Below are 19,947 nucleotides of genomic sequence, written 5' to 3' on the forward strand. Positions count from 1 at the left end.
GGTTTTGCGATAACCACATGCGATGAAACGAGGACATAGAGCCAATAAGCGAATCCGAAAGATCGCGACACGCTTTAAGCGTGGTAGCTGCCTGTTCCGAAGATCAGGCGGCCTCGGCGATCAGTTCCTCGGCGAAGGAGCGTGCTCTCTGACGTTGATCGACGATCAGAAGCTTTTCAATCATCGACATCATTTCGTAGACGCTTGGATCGCTCTCAGTATTTGAGAACGTCTCGAGGAGCCGTTCGGCAACCCGCTGGACCGCTCCACCATAGGGCATCTCGGCCGCCTGGCGCCACAGACGAGTCGCCTCGATAAAAACTTCAAGGGCGCGGCCGGACAGACCGGTCGACTGGTAGAGCGCCTTGACCGCGTGGTTTCTGCCTGTTGCAAGGATCGATCGGACACGTCGCTCCTCAAGCCCGGAGAGGTTGGACATGGCCTCGGAGAAGAAGTCGAGCTTTCCGGTGCAAAGAAGCTGCAGAAGGAAGGAAGGCGTCAGCTGTCGGTGCTGGCGCAAATGCTCGACGAGATATGATCTTTCCTGACCGGATGCCTCGCCGGCAATCAGCGTAACAGCTGCGTCCGATGCATCCTGAACGATCTGGCGGGCGCGTGCCACGGTGATGACCTGACCCACGATTCCAGCAGAGGCCAGCGCCTCTCCAACCAGAAGGACGAGGGTGTGGCGTACATCGGCTGGGAGATCGTGGCGATCCAGTAGGAGATTGCGGATTTCGGACTCTTCTCCGAAACGCTCAGAGACACGCCGCAGCGTGAAGGGTGTGATCTGGGCCGATAGGTTTTCCAGCATGATCATCACTTCACATTCGCTGCCGATTTCCGCCATAGCCGCGCAAACTCCGGCGCTTAAATCGGCACGTGCCGCAATCAGCGCTCTTGTGGTCGACGATCCTCGGCCGATCAGATCCACGAGATCCGATTCCCGAAGCACGGGAGAATTGATGATCACCGGACAGGCAATCTCGGCCTGGTCTTCAGCCAGTGCGATAACGATAGGACGAGGAGCATCGTCAGAGCAGGCAAGCGCGTCTGCAAGTGCCTGACGGACTTTGGGCGATGGATCGTCCAGAAGGTAGGACATCGCCATATAGGCGCCTGCCTGTTTGTCTTTGGGCAAGGATGAGGTGACATAGGCTGCCCCCAAGGCCTTCGCAGCCTTGGCTCTATCGCCAGCACGCGCCTTATCCGTCCAGCTGAGAAATGCCTCTACGACCACCCTGCACCCCAAGAAATGTTCTTATGACCCCGCGGAGGTTATCGCGACTCGCTACCGAGCCGGCGATCACCTCCCATGGGTGAAACCTAGGGGGAAAAGGTTTACGATTGGTTCACCATGCTCCTTAACCATGGCGTAAATGGAGGCTATCAGGCCTTCGGGCGGGCCAGCTGGAAGACATCCGCGCCACCGTCGGCGTAGTCCATATAGCCCATCCGGGCGACGGGCCGCGCAAGGCCCATATCGATGCGACCATCGCGGATGATCGATTCATCGATATGAATGCCCATCACCTGCCCGAAGACCACCCAGGAGTCGGCCGCCTTGCCTTCGATATCCTGCGGCTGCACGATCTGCGTGACGCGGCACTCCAGCGCGGCAAGAGCCTCCGCCACATAGGGCGCATCGACCACCTCGCCCGCACGTGCGGTCAGGCCAGCCAGTGCGAACTCGTTGACGGCGTAATCGACAGGTGCCGACGAGGCATTCATCCGGTCCACGAGATGGCGGCTGACCAGGCTTGCGGTGAAGACACCGCTTTCGCGAACATTGCGCAGGCTGTCCTTCTGTCCGCTCGATGAGAACATCACCAGTTTGGGCTTGTCCGCGATGGCGTTGAAGAAAGAATAAGGGGCAAGGTTCAGCGTTCCATCGCTTCCCTTGGAACCGATCCAGCCGATGGGTCGCGGCGCGACGATCGCCTTGAAGGGATCGTGCGCCATGCCATGCTGGTTCGTGTCTGTGGTGTAGAACATCACGCTTCACCGACCCAGGTCACAACCTCGGCCAGTTCCGGGCGCGGACGCTCGACAGGCGGGAACGTCGTCGATCCGATATAGATAAGCCCAGCCACCTTCTCTCCATCCTTCACGCCCAACTCAGGCAGAAACTCAGGATCGTAGGACACCCATTCCGTCAGCCAGTTGGCGGCATAACCAAGCGCGTTCGATGCCATCAGCAGGTTGAGGCATACGGCGCCTGCCGACATCACCTGTTCCCATTCGGGGATTTTCACGTGAGGACCAGCCTTGCTGACCACGGCGATGACGACCGGTGCTCTGGTGAAGCGGGTTGTTTCGACCGATTGGAAGTCGGCGCTCAAGTCAGGGTTCTTTTTCAGCGCGAGTGCCAATGCGGCTTCGCCCAATCTCACCCTTTCTTCGCCTCGGATAACGATGAAGCGCCAGGGTGCAATCTTTCCATGGTCTGGAACGCGGACCGTCAGGCGAAGAATCTCCTCGAGCTCTTCACGGCTCGGGCCCGGCTCCGTCAATTGCGGCGCGGGGGTCGAGCGTCGTACATTCAGATAGTCGATGAGCTTGATGTCAGTTGTCATGGTCGGACCGTTCCATTCGCATGCAATGTAAAGACAGGCCTTGAAATAGCCTTGCGGTTCGGATTGAAGTGGTCCCACAAAAACAAGAAGTCAATCCGGTCGAGAGAAATGACGTTTACCAAAATCGGAGCAGGTCTGTGCATCGCGCTCGTCTCGGCTAGCGCGCTACCCGGTATTGCCGTCTCGCAGGATGCCTTCAAGGAATTCAAGCAGCTTGGCGGCACGCCTAAAATGCCGAAGCTGAACGCGTTCTCCGTTCCCTCGCCCAGCGAGCCGGAGCCGGCCAAATCCCGTGATATCGTGCTGGAAGCAAAGCTGACCCAGCAAGGCGAGCCGATGATGGAGGGGCTTGCGTGGCGGGTCTTCAGCCCTATTCCGGGCGCCGATGGCAAACTGCCGATGCTGGCGAGTTCCGAAGGCGGTTCAGCCGAGTTTCACCTTGAGCCGGGAGATTACTTCGTCAACGTCGCCTTCGGTCGCGCCGGTGTCACCAAGAAGCTCAGCGTTCCCGAAACCGGTAAGATCGACAAGCAGGTTCTCATTCTCGATGCTGGTGGCTTCGTCCTCAATGCCGTTGCCGGCAACGACAAGACCATTTCCGCCAATCAGTTGAAGTTTTCCATCTACGCCTCTGAAGCCTCCGAAAACGGAGAGCGGAAGCTGGTGATGACCGATGTGAAGCCGAACACCATCGTCCGTCTCAATGCTGGGACCTACCATGTCGTATCGGAATACGGGTCAGTCAATGCGGTGGTTCGCGCCGATATCCAGGTGGAAGCCGGCAAGCTGACCGAAGCAACGCTGCAGCACCATGCGGCACAAGTGACGCTGAAACTCGTCTCCGAGCATGGCGGCGAAGCCATTGCCGATACGGCCTGGTCTGTGCTGACGGGCGCTGGCGACGTGGTGAATGAAAGCGTCAGCGCCTTTTCCACCATGGTGCTCGCCGACGGCGAGTACACCGCAATTGCCCGTAACAAGGACAAGGTCTATCAGCGCAATTTCAGGGTGAAGGCCGGACAGGATTCCGATGTCGAAGTGCTGATGAAGGACCAGGCACCGGAAGACGCGACGGGCGATTTCGAATAGCCGACTCCCCACAGATCCGCGCCGCTGCGGACGTCCCTAACAAGCCCCACAGCAGCATCTTATGAAAACGGCGCCCGAAGGCGCCGTTTTCTTTGGGATCAAGCAAGCTTGGCCTTCGCCTTTGCAGCGCGCTTGCGCTTGACGTCGGGCGGTGTCGCCTCGTCGACCAGATTGGCAATCGCCTCATCCAGAGCAAACGAGGTCTGGGCCTGCGAACCGAGGCGGCGGATGTTGACCGTGCGCTCTTCGGCTTCCTTCTTGCCGCAGACGACGATGACCGGAACCTTGGTGACCGAATGCTCGCGGATCTTGTAGTTGATCTTCTCGTTGCGGAAATCGGTTTCCACCGAGAGACCGGCCTCCCGAAGAGCCTCGGCGACTTCGCGACCATAATCGTCGGCATCCGAGGTGATCGTGGCAACGACAACCTGTAGCGGCGCGAACCACAACGGCATGTGGCCAGCGAAGTTCTCGATCAGAATGCCGAGGAAGCGTTCCATCGAACCACAGATCGCGCGGTGGATCATCACCGGCTGACGCTTTTCAGACGCCTGGTCGATATAGAAGGCACCGAAACGTTCCGGCAGATTGAAGTCCACCTGGGTGGTGCCGCACTGCCATTCGCGGCCGATCGCATCCTTCAGGGTGTATTCGAACTTCGGACCGTAGAAAGCGCCCTCGCCCGGCAGAATGCCGGTTTTGATGCGGCCGCCGGATTGCTCCTCGATGGTCTTCAAGACCTCGGTCATCACGCTTTCGGCGCGATCCCAAAGGTCGTCCGAACCGACGCGCTTTTCAGGGCGCGTGGACAGCTTGACCACAATCTCCTCGAAGCCGAAGTCCTGATAGACCGACAGGATCAGATCGTTGATGCGCAGGCATTCCGCGGCCATCTGCTCTTCGGTGCAAAAAACGTGGGCGTCATCCTGGGTAAAGCCACGAACGCGCATCAGGCCGTGGAGAGCACCCGACGCTTCATAGCGGTGGACAGTACCGAACTCTGCAAGGCGAACAGGCAGTTCTCGGTAAGACTTCAACCCATGCTTGAAGATCTGAACGTGACCAGGGCAGTTCATAGGCTTCAGGGCGAAGACGCGATTGTCCGCTTCCTTGTCCTCCGGATGGGTGAAGGCATAGGCGGATTTTACCGCGAACATGTTTTCCTGGTACCAGCCCCAGTGACCGGAGGTCTCCCACAGCGAAGCGTCCAGAACCTGCGGCGCGTTCACTTCCTGATAGGTGCCTTCCAGATGGCGGCGCATATAGGCGGTCAGGGTCTGGAACATGCGCCAGCCCTTGCCGTGCCAGAACACCACGCCCGGGCCTTCTTCCTGGAAATGAAACAGGTCCATTTCGCGGCCAAGGCGGCGGTGGTCGCGCTTCTCGGCTTCCGCCAGGATGTGCAGATACTGATCCAGCTGTTCCTGCGTGGCCCAGGCCGTGCCGTAGATGCGCGTCAGCATGGGGTTATTGCTATCACCACGCCAGTATGCTCCAGCAACCTTCATCAGCTTGAAGGCCGTACCGATCTGCCCCGTATTGGCCATGTGCGGGCCGCGGCAAAGGTCGAACCAGTCGCCCTGATAATAGATCTTGAGATCCTGACCTTCGGGAATCGCGTCGACGAGCTCGACCTTGTAGTTCTCGCCCTTGGCGGCAAAGACTTGCTTGGCCTTCTCTCGCGACCAGATTTCGCGCGTAAAGGGCTTAGAACGACCGATAATCTCTTTCATCTTCTTTTCGATCTTGGGCAGATCGTCCGGGGTGAAAGGCTCGTTCTTGGCGAAGTCGTAATAGAAGCCGTTTTCGATCACAGGACCGATGGTCACCTGGGTGCCGGGCCACAGTTCCTGCACGGCTTCGGCCATCACGTGGGCGGCATCGTGGCGGATAAGCTCAAGCGCACGCTTGTCGTCGCGGGTGACGATCTCGATTGCGCCATTGGCAATCGTATCGGAAAGGTCGCGCAATTGACCGTCCAGCGCGATGGCGACGGCCTTCTTTGCAAGCGACTTGGAAATGGATTCGGCAACATCACGTCCGGTCGTACCCGCGGGATACTGACGAACGGAGCCATCTGGAAATGTAAGGGAAACGGCGTCTGACACTTTGAATTCTCCTGTCCAGTCCCGCCAACGAATGCGGGTGGGGTAACGGTCAGCCGAAAGGACTGACAATGCAGCGCGTGGATACTGAAATTTGGCTGTTCAGTAAAGTCTATTCAACTTCGGTCGAAAAACCCCAGAAAGAGAGTGCATCCGGTGAAACGGATTTGAGAAAGCTCTTCAACTTCTCCTCGTCCATGTGGAAACGCAACGCTTCTGTCACATCTTGGATAGCTGTGTCTGGTGAAAGATTATGGTCTCGCCTCAACGACATGACCTCCTCTTGCATTTTGGGCCGCGTGGCGAAAGGAACGACGGGCTCGCCCATCGTCCAGTCAGCAACGAAAAGTGCTCGCACGCACGCTTTCAGCAACCCGGCGAACGCCAGGCTTTGATCTGCCGTCAGACGCCGCCGGAAAACACGAAGCACCGCCTCAAGTGTCGTGAAGGCACGGTGTGTCGTGCTGACCATGGCTCTGTCGCGAACATCAACAAGGACAGCTTCAAAATCTCGCGATGCCTGAATGTACTCCTGGGGTACCGTCATAAACCAGCGTCACCCTTTGTGCTTTCCGACAGTCCAGAGTTTCCAGAGCTGCCAGTAACGGACCGATCGAAGACTTTCTGGCACGCCATCATATCCGCTCGTTCCACCCGGTCCGCAACGTGCGACGCGGAAAAGGCTCAGCCAACCGCCAGACCACAGGCCGTGACGGGCAATCGCTTCGTATCCATATTCCGAACAGGTCGGAATATGACGGCAAGAATTTCCGATAAAGCCGGAAAGCGTCAGTTGATAGAGCCGAATAAGGCCCATGCCGACTAGCCTGCCCGGGGTCTTTCGAAAAGGGCCAGCCCAATTGCGGGAGCGGCTTACAGGCTTGTCCGATTTATGATGACAACCGGGTTGTCCGCACATGAGATCAACTCGCTGCGGACAGAGGCTGCTTCGCCTCCAACTGATCAAGGCAATCACAGACCGCCTCGAAGGTGAGCATTGTGGAGGCGTGGCGTGCCTTATAATCCTTGACCGGCTTTAGCACCCGCATATCCTCGAAGCGTCCCTCCGGTCCCTCGCCGTTCGCTGTCAGCATGTCGATCATGTCCTGGCGCGCCTTGCGGATTTCTGCCCGGCTGGCACCCACCACATGGTGCGCCATGATCGACGAGGATGCCTGACCGAGCGCACATGCGCGCACTTCATGCGAGAAGTCGCAGACCTGGTCGCCATCCATCTTGATGTAGACCTTGACCTTGGAACCGCAGAGCTTGGAGTGCTTCTCCGCTTGCGAATCGGCATCTGCCATGCCGCCAGCGAGCGGGATATTGCCGGCGAATTCCAGGATGCGGTTATTATAGATGTCGTCCATGGTCGATATTCCAGGTAAGGCGCGGGCGGAAGGTTCCAGCGCTGTCATCATTTTCTAAACGATGTGTCGCGCTGGGAAAAGCTTTCCTGCATTTGGCCACCGTAATATGTTAACTCATTAACCGTACATCAAGGTTTGATAAAATAATGGAGGCGAGAAGCGCAAACTCTTGCCAAAATTCAGAAAAACAACCAGATAGCAGCAACGTGGCGCGCAAGCGTCGTTGCAGGGCGTGTTCAGGTGTGGCCTTGAACCATACCGGGAGATAAAAAATGGATGCAATCGTGAAGAATTTTCCTGGCGCAGGCGCGACGGACGATGTGACAAAGGCACGGCCAACGCAGGCTGAAGCCGAGGATGCCGTGCGCGTCCTTCTGAGTTGGGCTGGCGACGATCCAACCCGTGAAGGTCTGCTCGATACGCCGAAGCGCGTGGCCAAAGCCTATCGTGAACTCTTCTCCGGCTATGACCTAGATGCCAAGGACGTCCTCGGCACCTTCTTCGAAGAGGTCGGCGGCTATGACGACATCATTCTCGTGCGCGATATTCCGTTCTTCTCCCATTGCGAACACCATATGGTGCCGATCATCGGCAAGGCGCATGTTGCCTATCTGCCGAATGGACGCGTTCTCGGCTTGTCCAAGATCGCTCGCGTCGTCGAGATATTCGGTCGTCGGTTGCAGACCCAGGAAACGATGACAGCGCAGATCGCCTCCGCCATCGAAACCACGTTGAAGCCACGCGGCGTCGCCGTGATGATCGACGCCGAACATATGTGCATGTCCATGCGCGGCGTGCAAAAGCAGGGCTCGACGACGTTGACGACGAGCTTCACCGGCGCGTTCAAGAAGGACCCTGCCGAGCAGGCCCGCTTCATGTCCATGGTGCGCAGCCGCTGAACCGGCTGCCTCCCTCTCACCCAGGGGATTTCATGTCCGCCATTTTCCCAGTCGCGCCATCCGACAAGACGGCGCTGGAGGCATCTGGACCGTTCACGCCGAAGTTCGACGCGAACGGTCTCGTGACTGCAGTCGTCACCGACATCAAGGACGGTGAATTGCTGATGGTGGCACATATGAATGCGGAGGCGCTGAAGCTTACGCTGGAAACGGGCATTGCGCACTACTACAGCCGCTCGCGAGACAAGATCTGGAAGAAGGGGGAAACCTCCGGCAATCTCCAGACGGTTCGCGAGTTTCGAACCGATTGCGACCAGGATGCCGTGTGGCTCAAAGTCTCCGTCGCCGGACATGATGCCACCTGCCATACCGGCCGTCGTTCCTGCTTCTATCGCACCGTGACGATGGAAGACGGCAAAGCGGTTAATACCATCACCGACGACACGCGGCATTTCGACCCCGAAACCACCTATGGCTCACCCTCTTCGCCGTGATGAAGAGCTCAATCTTTTCGATTTCTTTGCCTTTTGCTACGATCATGTGACGAAGCCTTGAGGAGACTCAAGGGTCTCGGGAGATGCAAGTGGGAGACGTCGAATGCTTGGATGGGGAATGAACCGCGATAATCCATCGTCCGCGACGACACTCGGCACCCTGGAGAAAATCGCGCCCGCACCCAAACCGCAGCTCCCACCGAACCGCATCGCGCTGGCGCTTGGCGGAGGTGCGGCTCGAGGCTGGGCGCATATTGGCGTCCTAAGGGCGCTTGACGAAGCCGGAGTGAAGATCGGCATGATTGCCGGGACGTCGATCGGCGCTCTCGTCGGCGGCTGCTATCTCGCAGGCAAGCTCAACGAGCTGGAAGAGTTTGCCCGCTCGCTGACGATGCGCCGCATTGCCGGACTTTTGGACCTGACGATTGGCGGTAGCGGCCTGTTCGGCGGCATGCGTCTAACCAAGCGGATGCAGGAGCATCTTGAAGGTCTCAACATCGAAGATCTCGAGCATCCGTTCATCGCGGTTGCGACCGAACTGCGCACCGGCCACGAGGTCTGGGTTCACCAGGGCAATCTGATCACGGCATTGCGCTCTTCCTATGCCCTGCCCGGCATTTTCGAGCCGGTGCGCTGCAACGGCAGGACGCTGATCGATGGGGCCCTTGTCAATCCGGTACCGGTATCAGTTTGCCGCGCCTATGAGCAGGCTCTGGTCGTTGCGGTAAACCTCAACTACGATATTTTCGGCCGCTCGGCCGTGGTCAAGCACGGTGCGGGTGCCGGCAGCAAAAGCGAAGCCGAAACGCCGATCAAGGCCACATCGCGCATGGGGCTGCCAGGTGTGATGGTTCAGGCATTCAACATTATTCAGGACCGCATTTCGCGCGCAAGACTGGCGGGCGATCCGCCGGATCTCACGCTGCATCCGCGCATCAGCCATATCGGCCTCTCGGAATTTCACCGGGCGGCCGAGGCGATCGACCAGGGATACGAGGAAACACGGTCTCGAATTCCGGAATTGAAGCGCATGCAGCAGGTATTTCAACCCTGATACCATGAAAGGCAGGCTGGGTGCCTGCCCTCCTTCTACCTGCTCAAGGCGGACCGCCAATCAGCCGGCAATATAGGCCTTGATGTGCTCGGCTTCCGTCTCGATCTCGCTGATCCGGGCCTTGACCACGTCACCGATGGAAATGATACCCGCAAGGCGCCCATTGGCCTCTACCGGCAAATGACGGAACCTGCCGCCGGTCATGATCTCCATGAGGTCGTCTGTCGTGGTTTCCTCGCTGCAGCGGGTCACACTCTTGGTCATCACGTCGGAGACCCTGGTCTCCAAGGCTGCGGAGCCTTTGGCGGCCACGGCACGCACGAGATCGCGCTCTGTAAAGATGCCGAGGACTGCGCCCATATGGTCGGTCACGACAACAGCACCAATCCGATGCTCGTAGAGCGTCACGGCAGCATCGGCAATCGACATGCCGGGATCGACCGTCACGACCTCTCTACCCTTGATATCGAGAATTTCCTTTACAAAAATCGGCATGCGTACCTCCCTTGTCCGTTGCAGCCCGGCTATCGCACCCAAGTCTCCTCCCTGAGAACGAAGCACCGTCTTCAAATTTTTGCGCTCCCTCGAAAGGGAAAGCAACAGGATTTGAGGTTCGATCAAACTTCAATCGATTGAGGCAGCCTTCTCTCCCGAGGCGACTTTGGGATCGAACAGGCCGAAGAAAAGGAAGCCGAAGAAGAAGCCGAAGATGTGAGCGTCCCACGCCACCTCGCCTCCGACATCGCCGAATAGCGGGAAGCCCACGGCAATCAGCGCATTACCCGCAAGCCACGCGATCGTGAAAATCAAAACCGTTTTATTGGTCAGCGCCTGGACAATTCCCTGGCGCGGAAGAAGGTGGCCGAAGGAAGGATGATAACGTTGCCCGCGAGGTGGAAAGGCAAAGCGGCAAGCTGCACCCATCAGGGCTGAGACGACGCCGGACGCACCAATCAGAACCGTGATGCTGCTCCAATCAAGCGCCGCATGACCGAAAGCGGAAATCGCCGACGAAATTACCCAGAAAAGAATAAATCGTGTTGTGCCGATGCGGCGCGCCACGGGCGCACCAAACGCCATCAGCCATAGCCCGTTGAACAGGATGTGCTCAACACCACCATGCAGGAAGGAATAGGTCACTGGCGTCCAGAGCCATTCCAGGCCCTGCTGTGCCAGGGGAATGGTGTAGCGCGCGGGAATGAAGCCGAAGGTGAAGAGGAAGGCTTCATAAGTCGTGTCCGACATCAGGTAGGCCGAACCTATCTGGATGGCGATCATGAAGCCAAGGACAGCGACGATGATAAAGGGAAGGTTGAACACCGGTTGCTTCTGCGGCGGGGGGCGATCGTCTCGCGGCTCTTGCAATTCACCGCCGTCATGATGCGTCATTTCATTTCCATTTCATATCGTTCGACCCAGTTTCAGCCATATAGGAAGGGTCGACCAAATAAAAGCAGCCGCGAGGTACCAACACGGTCGATAAGGCTCTTTTTCAAAATCGTCGGACCCGCCAAGGAGACGATGAAAACCGGCATATTTTCCGCCTACAACAGTTTTGCTTCACAATGAGACAGTGGAGCAGAAGCTTTCGCTGATATCGCGTAATTCTCCTCAAATATTGCTGTACGACAAAACAGTCTGTTAACCCGCGCGTAGTAAATAGGGCTTGTCCTTTTCTTCATGCAACATAGCGCAGGCCATGTTTTCATCACATCTCGCACACGCCCACGTTTCGAAGTCAGTCGACACCGCCGAACCGCCGGTTACCGTCGGTCTTTCCGGACGTCTTATGTTGCCGACTGAAGATGAGTTTGACTGTACTGCCACAGAAATGACGGCGGAAAGTGCGCGGCTGACGTGCTTTGCCAGACCGAACCGGAATGACCGGATCATCATCTATCTGCAGCATATCGGTCGCGTCGAAGGCAAGGTCACACATCTCACTGGCGACGGTTTTTCGATCGCTATTGCAGCGACAGAACGCAAGCGCGAGAAACTCGCCGCTCAACTGGCGTGGATTGCAAAGCGCCAGGCGCTCGGCCTGCCTGAGGACCGGCGGCATGATCGTCTCACTCCGCGCAACCCAAATGCCACGCTTCTCCTGAATGACGGTAACACGGTCGGCTGCCGCATCATCGACCTTTCGCTCTCCGGTGCCGCTATCGAGATCGAACCTCGGCCAGCGCTCGGCACCACCGTCCGCCTCGGCAATATGGGTGGAAGCATCGTTCGCCACTTCATGGAAGGCGTTGCGATCGAGTTCGACAGTGTTCAGTCCAAGGACGCACTGATCGAGTTTCTCTGACACTTTTTCACCATCGAGTTTCACGACCGGCGACGCTAAGCGTTCGCCGGTTTTTTATTGCCTTTCGGCGGGCAGTTTCCGCTGCCGATCTTGCGGATAAGGTGCGACAGGCCGTCACCATCTCGAGCGCGCTCGTGAGTCCCGAGCCTTGTTTCCAGCGATTTATCGGTCCAACTCCCTCCATGCTGCGTAAGTACGCTTGGCAAAGGCCTTCCCAAAGGTTGGGATCACCCTGCTCCAAAGTGGGACTCCAAAGAAATTTCTGAAAAAAGCGCAGAAAAAGACGGTTGAAGTACGATTTTTTCTGCAATCAAAACAGGAATTTTCGCCGCTTTCAGCCGTTTTGAGCGCGCTTTCACCTCCAAAACAAAGTGAACGAATGGTTGAGTGTTGATCAACACTGGCTGAAATCACCCTGCCCGTTAACCCTGCTTCATTCACAGGGTGCCGGAATGTGGGCGGTTTGCAGCCTTCGGTCGACTGATGAGCTAATCGGATCGATAAAATTCTATTCAAATTCCGTTCAAACACGAATCAAATAAGCTGTTGTTTTTGCTTAATTTAAGCTCGAATTTGAGCACGCTTTTTTGCGTGCGATCAAAGTGTCGCTGGCATTGTCCTCCTCACAACGGGGAGACAAGAAATGAAAAAACACAGCCGTTTGGGACTGATCATTGCAGCACTGGCAATTGGCGCATTCGCCTCGCAGGCAGAAGCATCGCCGGGAGCAGCAATGCGCATCATCGGAAAGGCCAATCCTCCGATTGGGCATTACGAATTCTGCCAGACCTACCAGAGCGAATGCCAGCCAACCTCGGCCGATATGGGCCCGCTTCGGTTGACGGAAGAAACCTGGAAGATGATGCTGGACGTGAACTACACGGTCAACACCACCATCACGCCAGCGACCGATATGGAGATTTACGGCGTGGAGGAGCGCTGGGCCTATCCAACAACAGCAGGCGACTGTGAAGACTTCGTGCTCTTGAAGCGCAAGATGCTGATGAACAAAGGCATCTCTGCCTCCAACCTGTTGATCACGGTCGTGCTGCAGCCGAACGGCTCGGGCCATGCGGTGCTGACGGTGCGGACCGACCGCGGCGACTTTATTCTCGACAACCTCCGCAACAAGGTCATGGACTGGTCGGATACCGAATACACCTATCTCAAGCGCCAGGATTCGAACAATCCAGGCCGCTGGGTCAAGGTTCAGGATGGCCGCAACGTTAGCGCCGTCGCCGGCATCAAGAACTGATTGCAAGGGACAGAGCGCCGGAACGCCTCCCCGCAGCCCGGCGCAGTTCAATAAGCGGAAGTCGTGACGGCAAAGACGTTCGTCGCAAGTGCTTCCAAGGTTTAGGCAGGTCGCTCTACCCCGTGTCGATCCTGCCGCAGAACCGGTTCCGTTGCCCCCGGAGCCGGTTTTTCTATTTTGACATGTGCCGGCGCTTAAGAACTTAGAAGATCGCGCTAGAGAAGTCCGAGTTCCGCAAGTTCCCGTCGGAGATCGGAGGGCATGTCGTCCGCAAGGCCTGAGCCGCCCAGATCGCGTGGGGCTTCCTCATCCTTAAGATAACGCCAGCCCTGGAAGGGACGCTTTGGTGCAGGCGAGGTCTCGATGACTTCGGGTCCCAAAACCAGATCACACCGCGTGATGCCATCGCCACCAGTGAAGGAACGGATATCGAGAAGCTTCTGGCGCGCCTGTACCTGTCCCTTGATCACCCAATAGAGAGAGCCGCCATCGAGCAACTCTTCCATGCGCTTCGGGATCATGCGAGTGGTGTGAACGCTGTGCGGCTCAAGGCCAGCCGCCATAGCGGTTAGCGAACGTTGGGACACCCATTCGCGCAGATCCTCGATGGAATCCGCGCCGACGCATAGCTTGATCAGATGTAGAGCCATGCCGCTATCAATGCCGTTTCGACGGACGCGTCAAGCGCCCGTTAAACAATCGCGTCATCAAATATCAACATTCCACGACATTGACGGCGAGGCCGCCGGTGGAGGTTTCCTTGTATTTCTCGCTCATGTCATTGCCGGTCTGGCGCATGGTTTCGATACAGGCGTCGAGCGGCACGAAATGTTCTCCATCCCCCTTCAACGCGAGCGAGGCAGCCGTCACGGCCTTCACTGCGCCAAGCGCGTTGCGTTCGATGCAGGGTACCTGCACGAGACCTGCAACCGGATCGCACGTCATGCCAAGATGGTGCTCAAGCGCGATCTCCGCAGCATTTTCCACCTGTGCCGGCGAGCCGCCCATCACCGCAGCAAGACCTGCCGCCGCCATGGCAGCGGCGGAGCCAACCTCCCCCTGACAGCCCACTTCTGCGCCGGAAATCGACGCATTGTGCTTGATGATCCCGCCGATCGCCGCTGCCGTCAGCAGGAAGTCACGAACGTCGTCGACCGAGGCATCCTCGTGGAAGTGGCGGAAATAGCGAACGGTGGCGGGCACGACACCAGCCGCTCCATTGGTTGGAGCGGTCACGACACGACCGCCGACTGCGTTCTCTTCATTCACCGCTATGGCGTAAACGCTCAGCCAGTCGTTGGCGAGAACGGGGTTCAGCCGGTTGCTGCGCCATTCGGCATTGAGTTTGTCGTGGATAGAACGCGCGCGGCGGCGAACCTTGAGCCCGCCCGGCATAATGCCTTCGCCCTTCAGGCCGCGTTCGATACAGCCGTTCATCGCATCCCAGATCTGGTCAAGCCGGCTATTCAGCACGTCGCGGCTCATAACCGTCTCTTCATTGGCGCGCTTCATCTGGGCGATGGTGCGGCCGGAGCGCGCTGCCATGTCCAGCATCTCTTTTGCGGTGGCAAAGGGATAAGGCACCTTGGGACCGTTATCGACCGTCTTTCCGCGCTGGCGCATGGCGTCGAGTTCGGTGTCCGTGACAACGAAGCCGCCACCGACAGAGTAGTAGATGCGCTTCAAAAGCATCCTGCCCTGATTGTCATAGGCAGAGAAGGTCATGCCATTGGCGTGGCCGGGAAGCGGGTTCTTCTTGTCGAATACGAGATCCTCGTTCGGACGAAAGGCATAGGACGGATGACCTGCCGGCTTCACAAGACCCGTGCGCTCCACCTCAGCAATAATCCCGTCCATGGCATCCGGATCGACCTGATCCGGCTTCTCGCCCGTCAGGCCCAAGACAACAGCCTTGCCCGATCCATGGCCGATGCCCGTGAAGGCGAGCGAGCCGTGCAGGCTGACCTTGATGGCGGATACTGCTGCGCCTGAAGGCCGGGGCCAGTCATCCGACAGGATCAGTTCAAGAAAGCGGTTGGCAGCCGACATGGGTCCCATTGTGTGGGAGCTGGAAGGTCCGATGCCGATTTTGAACACGTCGAAGACGGAAAGAAACATTCTGGGATGCCCTATGTATAGACCTATTGGCTCGACTCTATCGGAAGCACACAGCACGAACCATATCAAAATGCGGCCAAAACTGTGTCGGTAGCGCTGTGGCAACTGCAGCATCGACCCGAAATCGGGACCGATTTCGGGAAAGCGCGATACGTGGAGTCTAAAACGATGGAGCGTCCTCTGTGCGTCCAAAGGAACACACGGCGCTCAAGCGGTATCGCCAAACGAAAACAACGCGGCTCTTGGGAGAGGCCGCGCTGTTTTGCGAAAAAACTTTTTAAAAAAGTGAGATGCTTACGGTGTACCAAAAAGATAGGTCAATGCGAGAAAAGCAGCGAAGCCTGCAAGTGCGCGTAACGTAACACCCCAGCAGGATTTCTGAGCGGTTTCTTCCATGATGACTCCAGCGTGTTCACTCTTCGGGCGGCTCTTGCAGCGCGTCCCGTGGCGCAACCATTTATTAAAAATGTATGACGAACGCAAATGCAAAAAGAGGCTAAACCAAGGCGAATCCTGTGACCTGCCATACGTCCAGCGCATAGGTATATGAAAAAACAAGCGCTTAATAGACGATGGTCAGCGAGGTGCTGTCAGCTTTGCGACCTCAATTCGGACACGAGTGTAAATGCTACAAGACACGCCTTGCTTTTGGTAGCTGATCGTTCGTTGAAGAGGTGCTCAGCTTGGCGCATCGCACGAGGCCGCAAAGACTGCTTGAAAAGCAACTATCTCTGCACTACCGGAAGGATACTCAAGCAGAGCGGGGGAATCATGCAGAGCGCTTCATCAGCCTTTCCAGACCGGGATACCGTGGCCTCGAAGATTTCGACGCTGAGCGCAGACGACGAGGCCTGGTTGAGACTTCTCTTAGAAAATCCACAGCAGGACGAAGCGCTGCTGGAAGGCCTTCTCGTCTTTTTAGACAGGGAATCTCAGTCGCGCTTTCTGAATGCTTTGAAGCTGGAAAAGTGCGGCAGATGGTTTGGTGACAATGCCCCTGCCCGCCTGCAGATCCGCCTTCACGAGGTCGCCAAGAGCAGCCAGCATCCCGCCTATAATGCGTTTAAGAGCGGGCTCGCCAAATCCGGCGGGCTTGAAAAAGCCTACCCCAAGTCACCTCTATAAGTCCGGTACCCGTTCCACGACAGCGATGATCGGACCCATGGGGAAAAGACTATCGCGCCTGCCCGCCGCGGGAATGTCGACGCTCGAGATTGTGCCATCCAGATAAAGAGCGTTGTCGGTCTTCAATCTGTCGCGGAACAGCGTGGCGAAATCATAGAAGCGCACCGGGTCTTCCGAGATGACGAAATGAACGATGCCGTCGGATGAGACGCCGACGCCGTTTCGGCGTTTGAAACTGTCGCTGTCGGCAAGGAAGCGCGGATGGAGTTTTCCATCGATGACGAGCATCGGGCCTGATTGCGTGGCAAGATCGGGTTTGAGATTGGCATTCAGGTAGGCGCTGGTTTCGCGCACGCCCGCTTTCCCGTCGGCAATGAAGAAAACGCCATTCGGCTGCATGTGGAAATTGCCCCAGCCCCCGGCAGTGCTGATCGGTGTCTTCTCGATCTTGTTTTCTATGTAGAGCCCGACTGGCGAGAGATCGCGGTGGTACATGCCGCCATTCATGGCGAAGACGATGAATTGATGCTGCCGCCACAGGGCCGACGACAATGCAGCAAAGCCGCCATAGGAGGCGCCCGTGACGTCGTCACGGCTAAAAAGCCGGATATCGGCTTTGCTCGGGTCAAAGCTGCAAACGGTATAGGCCGCGCCGGCGTGTTCCATTCTGAGACAGTAGGAAGGTAATTCACTACCGCGTGCTTGTGTTGCGAGAAGCAATGATAAAAAATATATTACAAAGCGGCGCATATTTTCCCTTGGCGGAAGTAAAGAATCATCGTTTCTATTGGGTGGGCGCCGGTGCGCCGCATAAGCAAGATTCAAAAGATCTGAGACGAGGCCACCTTCTTTCCAGACGGACTTTCCGCCTGAATTGAGGCCACAGCACTACAATCAAATAAGAAAACACGTTCCGTTTTATGATGAAGCGGTTGTCGATTGCGGGCGATGATACGGCTCGAACACAAGATCAGGGGTTCAGACAGTGCCAGTCATTACATTTGCAAATACCAAAGGCGGAGCGGGAAAAACAACGGCTGCCGTCATCATTGCCAGCGAGCTTGCCCGACTGGGACACCGCGTCACGTTGCTGGATGCGGATCCGCAACAGTGGACGTCCAGGTGGTACGGGCTGACGAAAGCCCAGAAAAACCTTTCCGTCATTTCGGACGTGAGCGATGAAACCATCGAAGGCCATATCAAGGGCAGCAAGAAGCGCGGCGGTTATGTTATTGTCGATCTTCCCGGCGGGCGGTCACCGCTCATGGCGAAGGCCATCGGTTTTGCCAACCACGTGCTTATTCCTGTTCAGGGCTGCGCCATGGATGCTGTGGGCGGCGCCGAAGTTCTCGGTCTTCTGAAGGACCTTGCCGAGCGTTGTGACATCCATATTCCGCATTCGGTCATCCTGACGCGCATCAGCCCAATCATCACCACCCGCTCCATGCAGGCTGTGAAGTCTTTGCTGGCGGAGAAGATGGTGCACGTGATGGGAACGCCTCTGGTAGAACGCGCTGCCTATCGCGATATGTTCGTGACCGGCGGTGCCCCGCATATGATGGATCCGGAGCGCGTCAGCAACCTGGACAAGGCGTGTGAGAATGCGCAGGCGCTTGCTCTCGACGTCCTAAGCCTCGTTCCTGCAAAGACCGTTGCGGCCAAATCCGCCAAGGCTGCGGGTGCAAAGGCCGTCGCTTCGCAGCCGGCTAAGAAAGCGGCCTGAAGTAAGTCGCGCAATAGTGCGACGCGGTCTTGCGGTAACAGCATGCGACAATAGAGGGATCGAAAGCGTGGGGAGCGAATCTGAAAGATCGCGACACGCTTGAAAAGCCAGCTTGGCACTCGCTGAAAACAGAAAAGCCGACGATTGCTCGTCGGCTTCATCATTTTCGTCAACCTACGGCACGCGGCGGTGCCATGATCGTGTCAACGGCGCGCTGCGCGGTCCACGCTGCGTCCTGCATCCTGCGTTGCATCCACGGCATTCGCTGTGTCACGGCCAACGCCGCGAATTGTGTTGCCGCAAGAGCTAAGGCTAGCGACCGTAACGAGAATGGCAGCAACGGTTGCGAGTGCACGTGTCGTCATATTTCAAAACTCCCCTTGAGCCTGCACCTGCAGGCGTGATCCGTGACGCACGAAAAACGTCGCAAACTTGTTCAGGTTCCACGCGTTTTCAAAAAAACGTGAGGGCGCAACCTATTTCACCCACGATCTGCGCCAACCTGCGCGACGTCGCGAAACGCATTGCGAATACTGTCTGCAACAGCCTGGATTGGACGGGACACTTTGTCGGTCATGATCAGGCGGATGTCGAAACTGCCAAGCGGCGGCAGTCCCTCCTTCTCTCCAAGAATGACCATGTCGTTATGGACATAGGAGCGCGGAAGCGGCGCAATCGCCAGATCGGCTTCGATTGCCGCTCTTTGTGCCATCGTGTGACCGCTGAGATAGGCAACCCGGTACGGACGATTGCGCTTATCCAGCGCGTTGATCGCCTCCGAGCGCCAGATGCAGCCATCCTCCCAAATCGAGATCGGCAATGGATCGCGCAAATGCGCGGTGCCGCATTTCGCACCCGCCCAGACAAGCCGTTCCCGCATTAAGACTTCGCCGGTATCGCGCAAGGGATGGGACGCGCAATTGACAAGCGCCAGATCAAGCCGCTGCTCATCGATGCGTTTGTAGAGTTGCGAACTGGAGTCGATCGTGACGTCCACCATGATTGCGGGAAAAGCTTCCGCAAAGCGCTTGAGGATTCCGGGCAGCAATCCACGCTGACCGAGATCATCTGGCGCACCCAGCTTCACGACGCCGGACAGCTCCGGCATGACGAAGCGAGACACGGCTTCGTTAGACAGCGCGATCATTCGTCTGGCATAGGTCAGCAGGGTCTCGCCATGCGCGGTCAGCGTCACTGAACGTGCATCTCGCAGGAAGAGCGTCGTCTTCAACTGCTCTTCGAGCTTCTTGATCTGCATGGACACTGCGGAGGGCGTTCGAAAAACCGCCTCGGCAGCCGTCGAAAAATTACCCGTCTCGGCGATCGCGACGAAGGTGCGGAGGATATCGTTATCGAGCAAGGGAAGAGGCTGGCGAAATGAAACAGTCATGACCGTGTCCGTCAATTTTTCTGAATGATAGATCGATATCATTTCGTTTGATTGAATGTCAAGTGACGTCCATTCTTCCTCACATGCAGAAACGATCGCACCTGCCATCGGAATAAAGCAACACAAAATGTCATGGATGCCATCACCGTCATTCGATTGATTGATGATTTTGGCAAGCGCATAGGTGTCGTGTCACATTCACGACAGACGCTGAAACAAAAAGGAAGGAGCGTTAAAAATGACTATGATAATCGTGCATGAGGAGACCGGTAGCTGGCTTCGGCTACGCCCGCCATCCTGGATATCCCGCGTGGTCACCGCTGGGTTCGAGCTTCGTGCTTCCTGGCAACGCAGACGCAACCTGCGCATTCTCGAGAGCCTGCCCGCAGACACATTGAAGGACATTGGATGGCCTGCCAACGACACCATCCGCAAGTGACCAAA

The 19,947-nt window shown here is 57.2% G+C and carries 24 protein-coding genes; 9 read left to right on the forward strand and 15 right to left on the reverse strand.

Annotated features, from left to right (window positions below):
* Positions 1-103 precede the first annotated feature (103 nt).
* The 3 genes from EYC79_RS22885 to EYC79_RS22895 all read right to left on the reverse strand — a co-directional run bounded on the left by EYC79_RS22885 (position 104) and on the right by EYC79_RS22895 (position 2,576).
* Positions 104-1,240, reverse strand: a complete 1,137-nt coding sequence (locus EYC79_RS22885) for a DUF2336 domain-containing protein (RefSeq protein ID WP_130979610.1) — start codon at positions 1,238-1,240, stop codon at positions 104-106.
* A 149-nt stretch (positions 1,241-1,389) separates the two neighbouring features.
* A complete protein-coding gene (locus tag EYC79_RS22890; RefSeq protein WP_113226122.1) occupies positions 1,390-1,995 on the reverse strand; it encodes a flavin reductase family protein in 606 nt (201 codons plus the stop codon).
* The gene (locus tag EYC79_RS22895) at positions 1,995-2,576 is read right to left on the reverse strand and encodes a nitroreductase family protein (RefSeq protein WP_130979611.1); all 582 of its coding nucleotides are present in this window, start codon (positions 2,574-2,576) and stop codon (positions 1,995-1,997) included. Before EYC79_RS22895 ends, EYC79_RS22890 begins: the two co-directional genes overlap by 1 nt.
* A 108-nt stretch (positions 2,577-2,684) precedes the next feature.
* Between EYC79_RS22895 and EYC79_RS22900 the strand changes: the two genes are divergently transcribed.
* Positions 2,685-3,665: a hypothetical protein gene (locus EYC79_RS22900; protein ID WP_062425363.1), complete on the forward strand. Its 981-nt coding sequence runs from the start codon at positions 2,685-2,687 to the stop codon at positions 3,663-3,665.
* A 98-nt stretch (positions 3,666-3,763) separates the two neighbouring features.
* On the opposite strand, the gene thrS is transcribed toward EYC79_RS22900, so the two are convergent.
* The 4 genes from thrS to EYC79_RS22920 all read right to left on the reverse strand — a co-directional run bounded on the left by thrS (position 3,764) and on the right by EYC79_RS22920 (position 7,140).
* Positions 3,764-5,773: a threonine--tRNA ligase gene (thrS, locus tag EYC79_RS22905; protein ID WP_130979612.1), complete on the reverse strand. Its 2,010-nt coding sequence runs from the start codon at positions 5,771-5,773 to the stop codon at positions 3,764-3,766.
* Positions 5,774-5,882: 109 nt separating this feature from the next.
* The gene (locus EYC79_RS22910; RefSeq protein ID WP_130979613.1) at positions 5,883-6,317 is read right to left on the reverse strand and encodes a DUF2267 domain-containing protein; all 435 of its coding nucleotides are present in this window, start codon (positions 6,315-6,317) and stop codon (positions 5,883-5,885) included.
* A gap of 9 nt (positions 6,318-6,326) precedes the next feature.
* The gene (gene yidD, locus EYC79_RS22915; RefSeq protein ID WP_130979614.1) at positions 6,327-6,689 is read right to left on the reverse strand and encodes a membrane protein insertion efficiency factor YidD; all 363 of its coding nucleotides are present in this window, start codon (positions 6,687-6,689) and stop codon (positions 6,327-6,329) included.
* 4 nt (positions 6,690-6,693) lie between these two features.
* On the reverse strand, positions 6,694-7,140 hold the full coding sequence (locus tag EYC79_RS22920; RefSeq protein WP_130979615.1) for an iron-sulfur cluster assembly scaffold protein: 447 nt from the start codon (positions 7,138-7,140) through the stop codon (positions 6,694-6,696).
* Positions 7,141-7,412: 272 nt separating this feature from the next.
* On the opposite strand from EYC79_RS22920, the gene folE reads away from it, so the two are divergent.
* The 3 genes from folE to EYC79_RS22935 all read left to right on the forward strand — a co-directional run bounded on the left by folE (position 7,413) and on the right by EYC79_RS22935 (position 9,587).
* Positions 7,413-8,039 carry a GTP cyclohydrolase I FolE gene (gene folE / locus EYC79_RS22925; RefSeq protein ID WP_062425368.1) on the forward strand — a complete coding sequence of 209 codons (627 nt, stop codon included), beginning with the start codon at positions 7,413-7,415 and terminating at the stop codon, positions 8,037-8,039.
* A gap of 32 nt (positions 8,040-8,071) precedes the next feature.
* The gene (gene hisI, locus EYC79_RS22930; protein ID WP_113260635.1) at positions 8,072-8,533 is read left to right on the forward strand and encodes a phosphoribosyl-AMP cyclohydrolase; all 462 of its coding nucleotides are present in this window, start codon (positions 8,072-8,074) and stop codon (positions 8,531-8,533) included.
* A 103-nt stretch (positions 8,534-8,636) separates the two neighbouring features.
* A complete protein-coding gene (locus EYC79_RS22935) occupies positions 8,637-9,587 on the forward strand; it encodes a patatin-like phospholipase family protein (protein ID WP_111850624.1) in 951 nt (316 codons plus the stop codon).
* 60 nt (positions 9,588-9,647) lie between these two features.
* Here EYC79_RS22935 and EYC79_RS22940 read toward each other — a convergent pair whose 3' ends face one another.
* Positions 9,648-10,082 carry a CBS domain-containing protein gene (locus EYC79_RS22940; RefSeq protein WP_130979616.1) on the reverse strand — a complete coding sequence of 145 codons (435 nt, stop codon included), beginning with the start codon at positions 10,080-10,082 and terminating at the stop codon, positions 9,648-9,650.
* Between the two features lie 129 nt (positions 10,083-10,211).
* Positions 10,212-10,976, reverse strand: coding sequence for a rhomboid family intramembrane serine protease (locus EYC79_RS22945; protein ID WP_130979617.1), 765 nt, complete (start codon positions 10,974-10,976; stop codon positions 10,212-10,214).
* A 310-nt stretch (positions 10,977-11,286) separates the two neighbouring features.
* Between EYC79_RS22945 and EYC79_RS22950 the strand changes: the two genes are divergently transcribed.
* On the forward strand, positions 11,287-11,892 hold the full coding sequence (locus tag EYC79_RS22950; RefSeq protein ID WP_130979618.1) for a PilZ domain-containing protein: 606 nt from the start codon (positions 11,287-11,289) through the stop codon (positions 11,890-11,892).
* 227 nt (positions 11,893-12,119) lie between these two features.
* On the opposite strand, the gene EYC79_RS23580 is transcribed toward EYC79_RS22950, so the two are convergent.
* Positions 12,120-12,293, reverse strand: coding sequence for a hypothetical protein (locus tag EYC79_RS23580; protein WP_165457107.1), 174 nt, complete (start codon positions 12,291-12,293; stop codon positions 12,120-12,122).
* A 242-nt stretch (positions 12,294-12,535) separates the two neighbouring features.
* Here EYC79_RS23580 and EYC79_RS22955 point away from each other — a divergent pair, with 242 nt between their 5' ends.
* A complete protein-coding gene (locus EYC79_RS22955; protein ID WP_130979619.1) occupies positions 12,536-13,147 on the forward strand; it encodes a transglutaminase-like cysteine peptidase in 612 nt (203 codons plus the stop codon).
* A gap of 215 nt (positions 13,148-13,362) precedes the next feature.
* Here the strand turns inward: EYC79_RS22955 and EYC79_RS22960 are convergent, their stop codons facing one another.
* Both EYC79_RS22960 and EYC79_RS22965 read right to left on the reverse strand, forming a co-directional pair.
* The gene (locus tag EYC79_RS22960; RefSeq protein WP_062437550.1) at positions 13,363-13,797 is read right to left on the reverse strand and encodes a DUF1489 family protein; all 435 of its coding nucleotides are present in this window, start codon (positions 13,795-13,797) and stop codon (positions 13,363-13,365) included.
* A gap of 64 nt (positions 13,798-13,861) precedes the next feature.
* Entirely contained in the window at positions 13,862-15,265 is a 1,404-nt protein-coding gene (locus tag EYC79_RS22965) for an L-serine ammonia-lyase (protein WP_130979620.1), read from the reverse strand.
* A 771-nt stretch (positions 15,266-16,036) separates the two neighbouring features.
* On the opposite strand from EYC79_RS22965, the gene EYC79_RS22970 reads away from it, so the two are divergent.
* Positions 16,037-16,390 carry a hypothetical protein gene (locus tag EYC79_RS22970; protein ID WP_062425377.1) on the forward strand — a complete coding sequence of 118 codons (354 nt, stop codon included), beginning with the start codon at positions 16,037-16,039 and terminating at the stop codon, positions 16,388-16,390.
* Here EYC79_RS22970 and EYC79_RS22975 read toward each other — a convergent pair.
* Positions 16,385-17,140, reverse strand: a complete 756-nt coding sequence (locus EYC79_RS22975) for a phosphodiester glycosidase family protein (protein WP_130979621.1) — start codon at positions 17,138-17,140, stop codon at positions 16,385-16,387. The two genes, EYC79_RS22970 and EYC79_RS22975, sit on opposite strands and share 6 nt — an antisense overlap.
* A gap of 235 nt (positions 17,141-17,375) precedes the next feature.
* Between EYC79_RS22975 and EYC79_RS22980 the strand changes: the two genes are divergently transcribed.
* A complete protein-coding gene (locus EYC79_RS22980; RefSeq protein ID WP_130979622.1) occupies positions 17,376-18,113 on the forward strand; it encodes a ParA family protein in 738 nt (245 codons plus the stop codon).
* A 203-nt stretch (positions 18,114-18,316) separates the two neighbouring features.
* Here the strand turns inward: EYC79_RS22980 and EYC79_RS22985 are convergent, their stop codons facing one another.
* Positions 18,317-18,478: an entericidin domain-containing protein gene (locus EYC79_RS22985; RefSeq protein ID WP_062425379.1), complete on the reverse strand. Its 162-nt coding sequence runs from the start codon at positions 18,476-18,478 to the stop codon at positions 18,317-18,319.
* A 116-nt stretch (positions 18,479-18,594) separates the two neighbouring features.
* Positions 18,595-19,545 (reverse strand): LysR family transcriptional regulator, encoded by a 951-nt coding sequence (locus tag EYC79_RS22990; RefSeq protein WP_186330186.1) that lies wholly within the window; start codon positions 19,543-19,545, stop codon positions 18,595-18,597.
* A gap of 196 nt (positions 19,546-19,741) precedes the next feature.
* Between EYC79_RS22990 and EYC79_RS22995 the strand changes: the two genes are divergently transcribed.
* Positions 19,742-19,942: a hypothetical protein gene (locus EYC79_RS22995; protein WP_062598358.1), complete on the forward strand. Its 201-nt coding sequence runs from the start codon at positions 19,742-19,744 to the stop codon at positions 19,940-19,942.
* Positions 19,943-19,947: the final 5 nt, after the last annotated feature.

This window comes from Agrobacterium cavarae (genome assembly GCF_004310285.1).
Classification (GTDB): Bacteria; Pseudomonadota; Alphaproteobacteria; order Rhizobiales; family Rhizobiaceae; genus Agrobacterium; species Agrobacterium cavarae.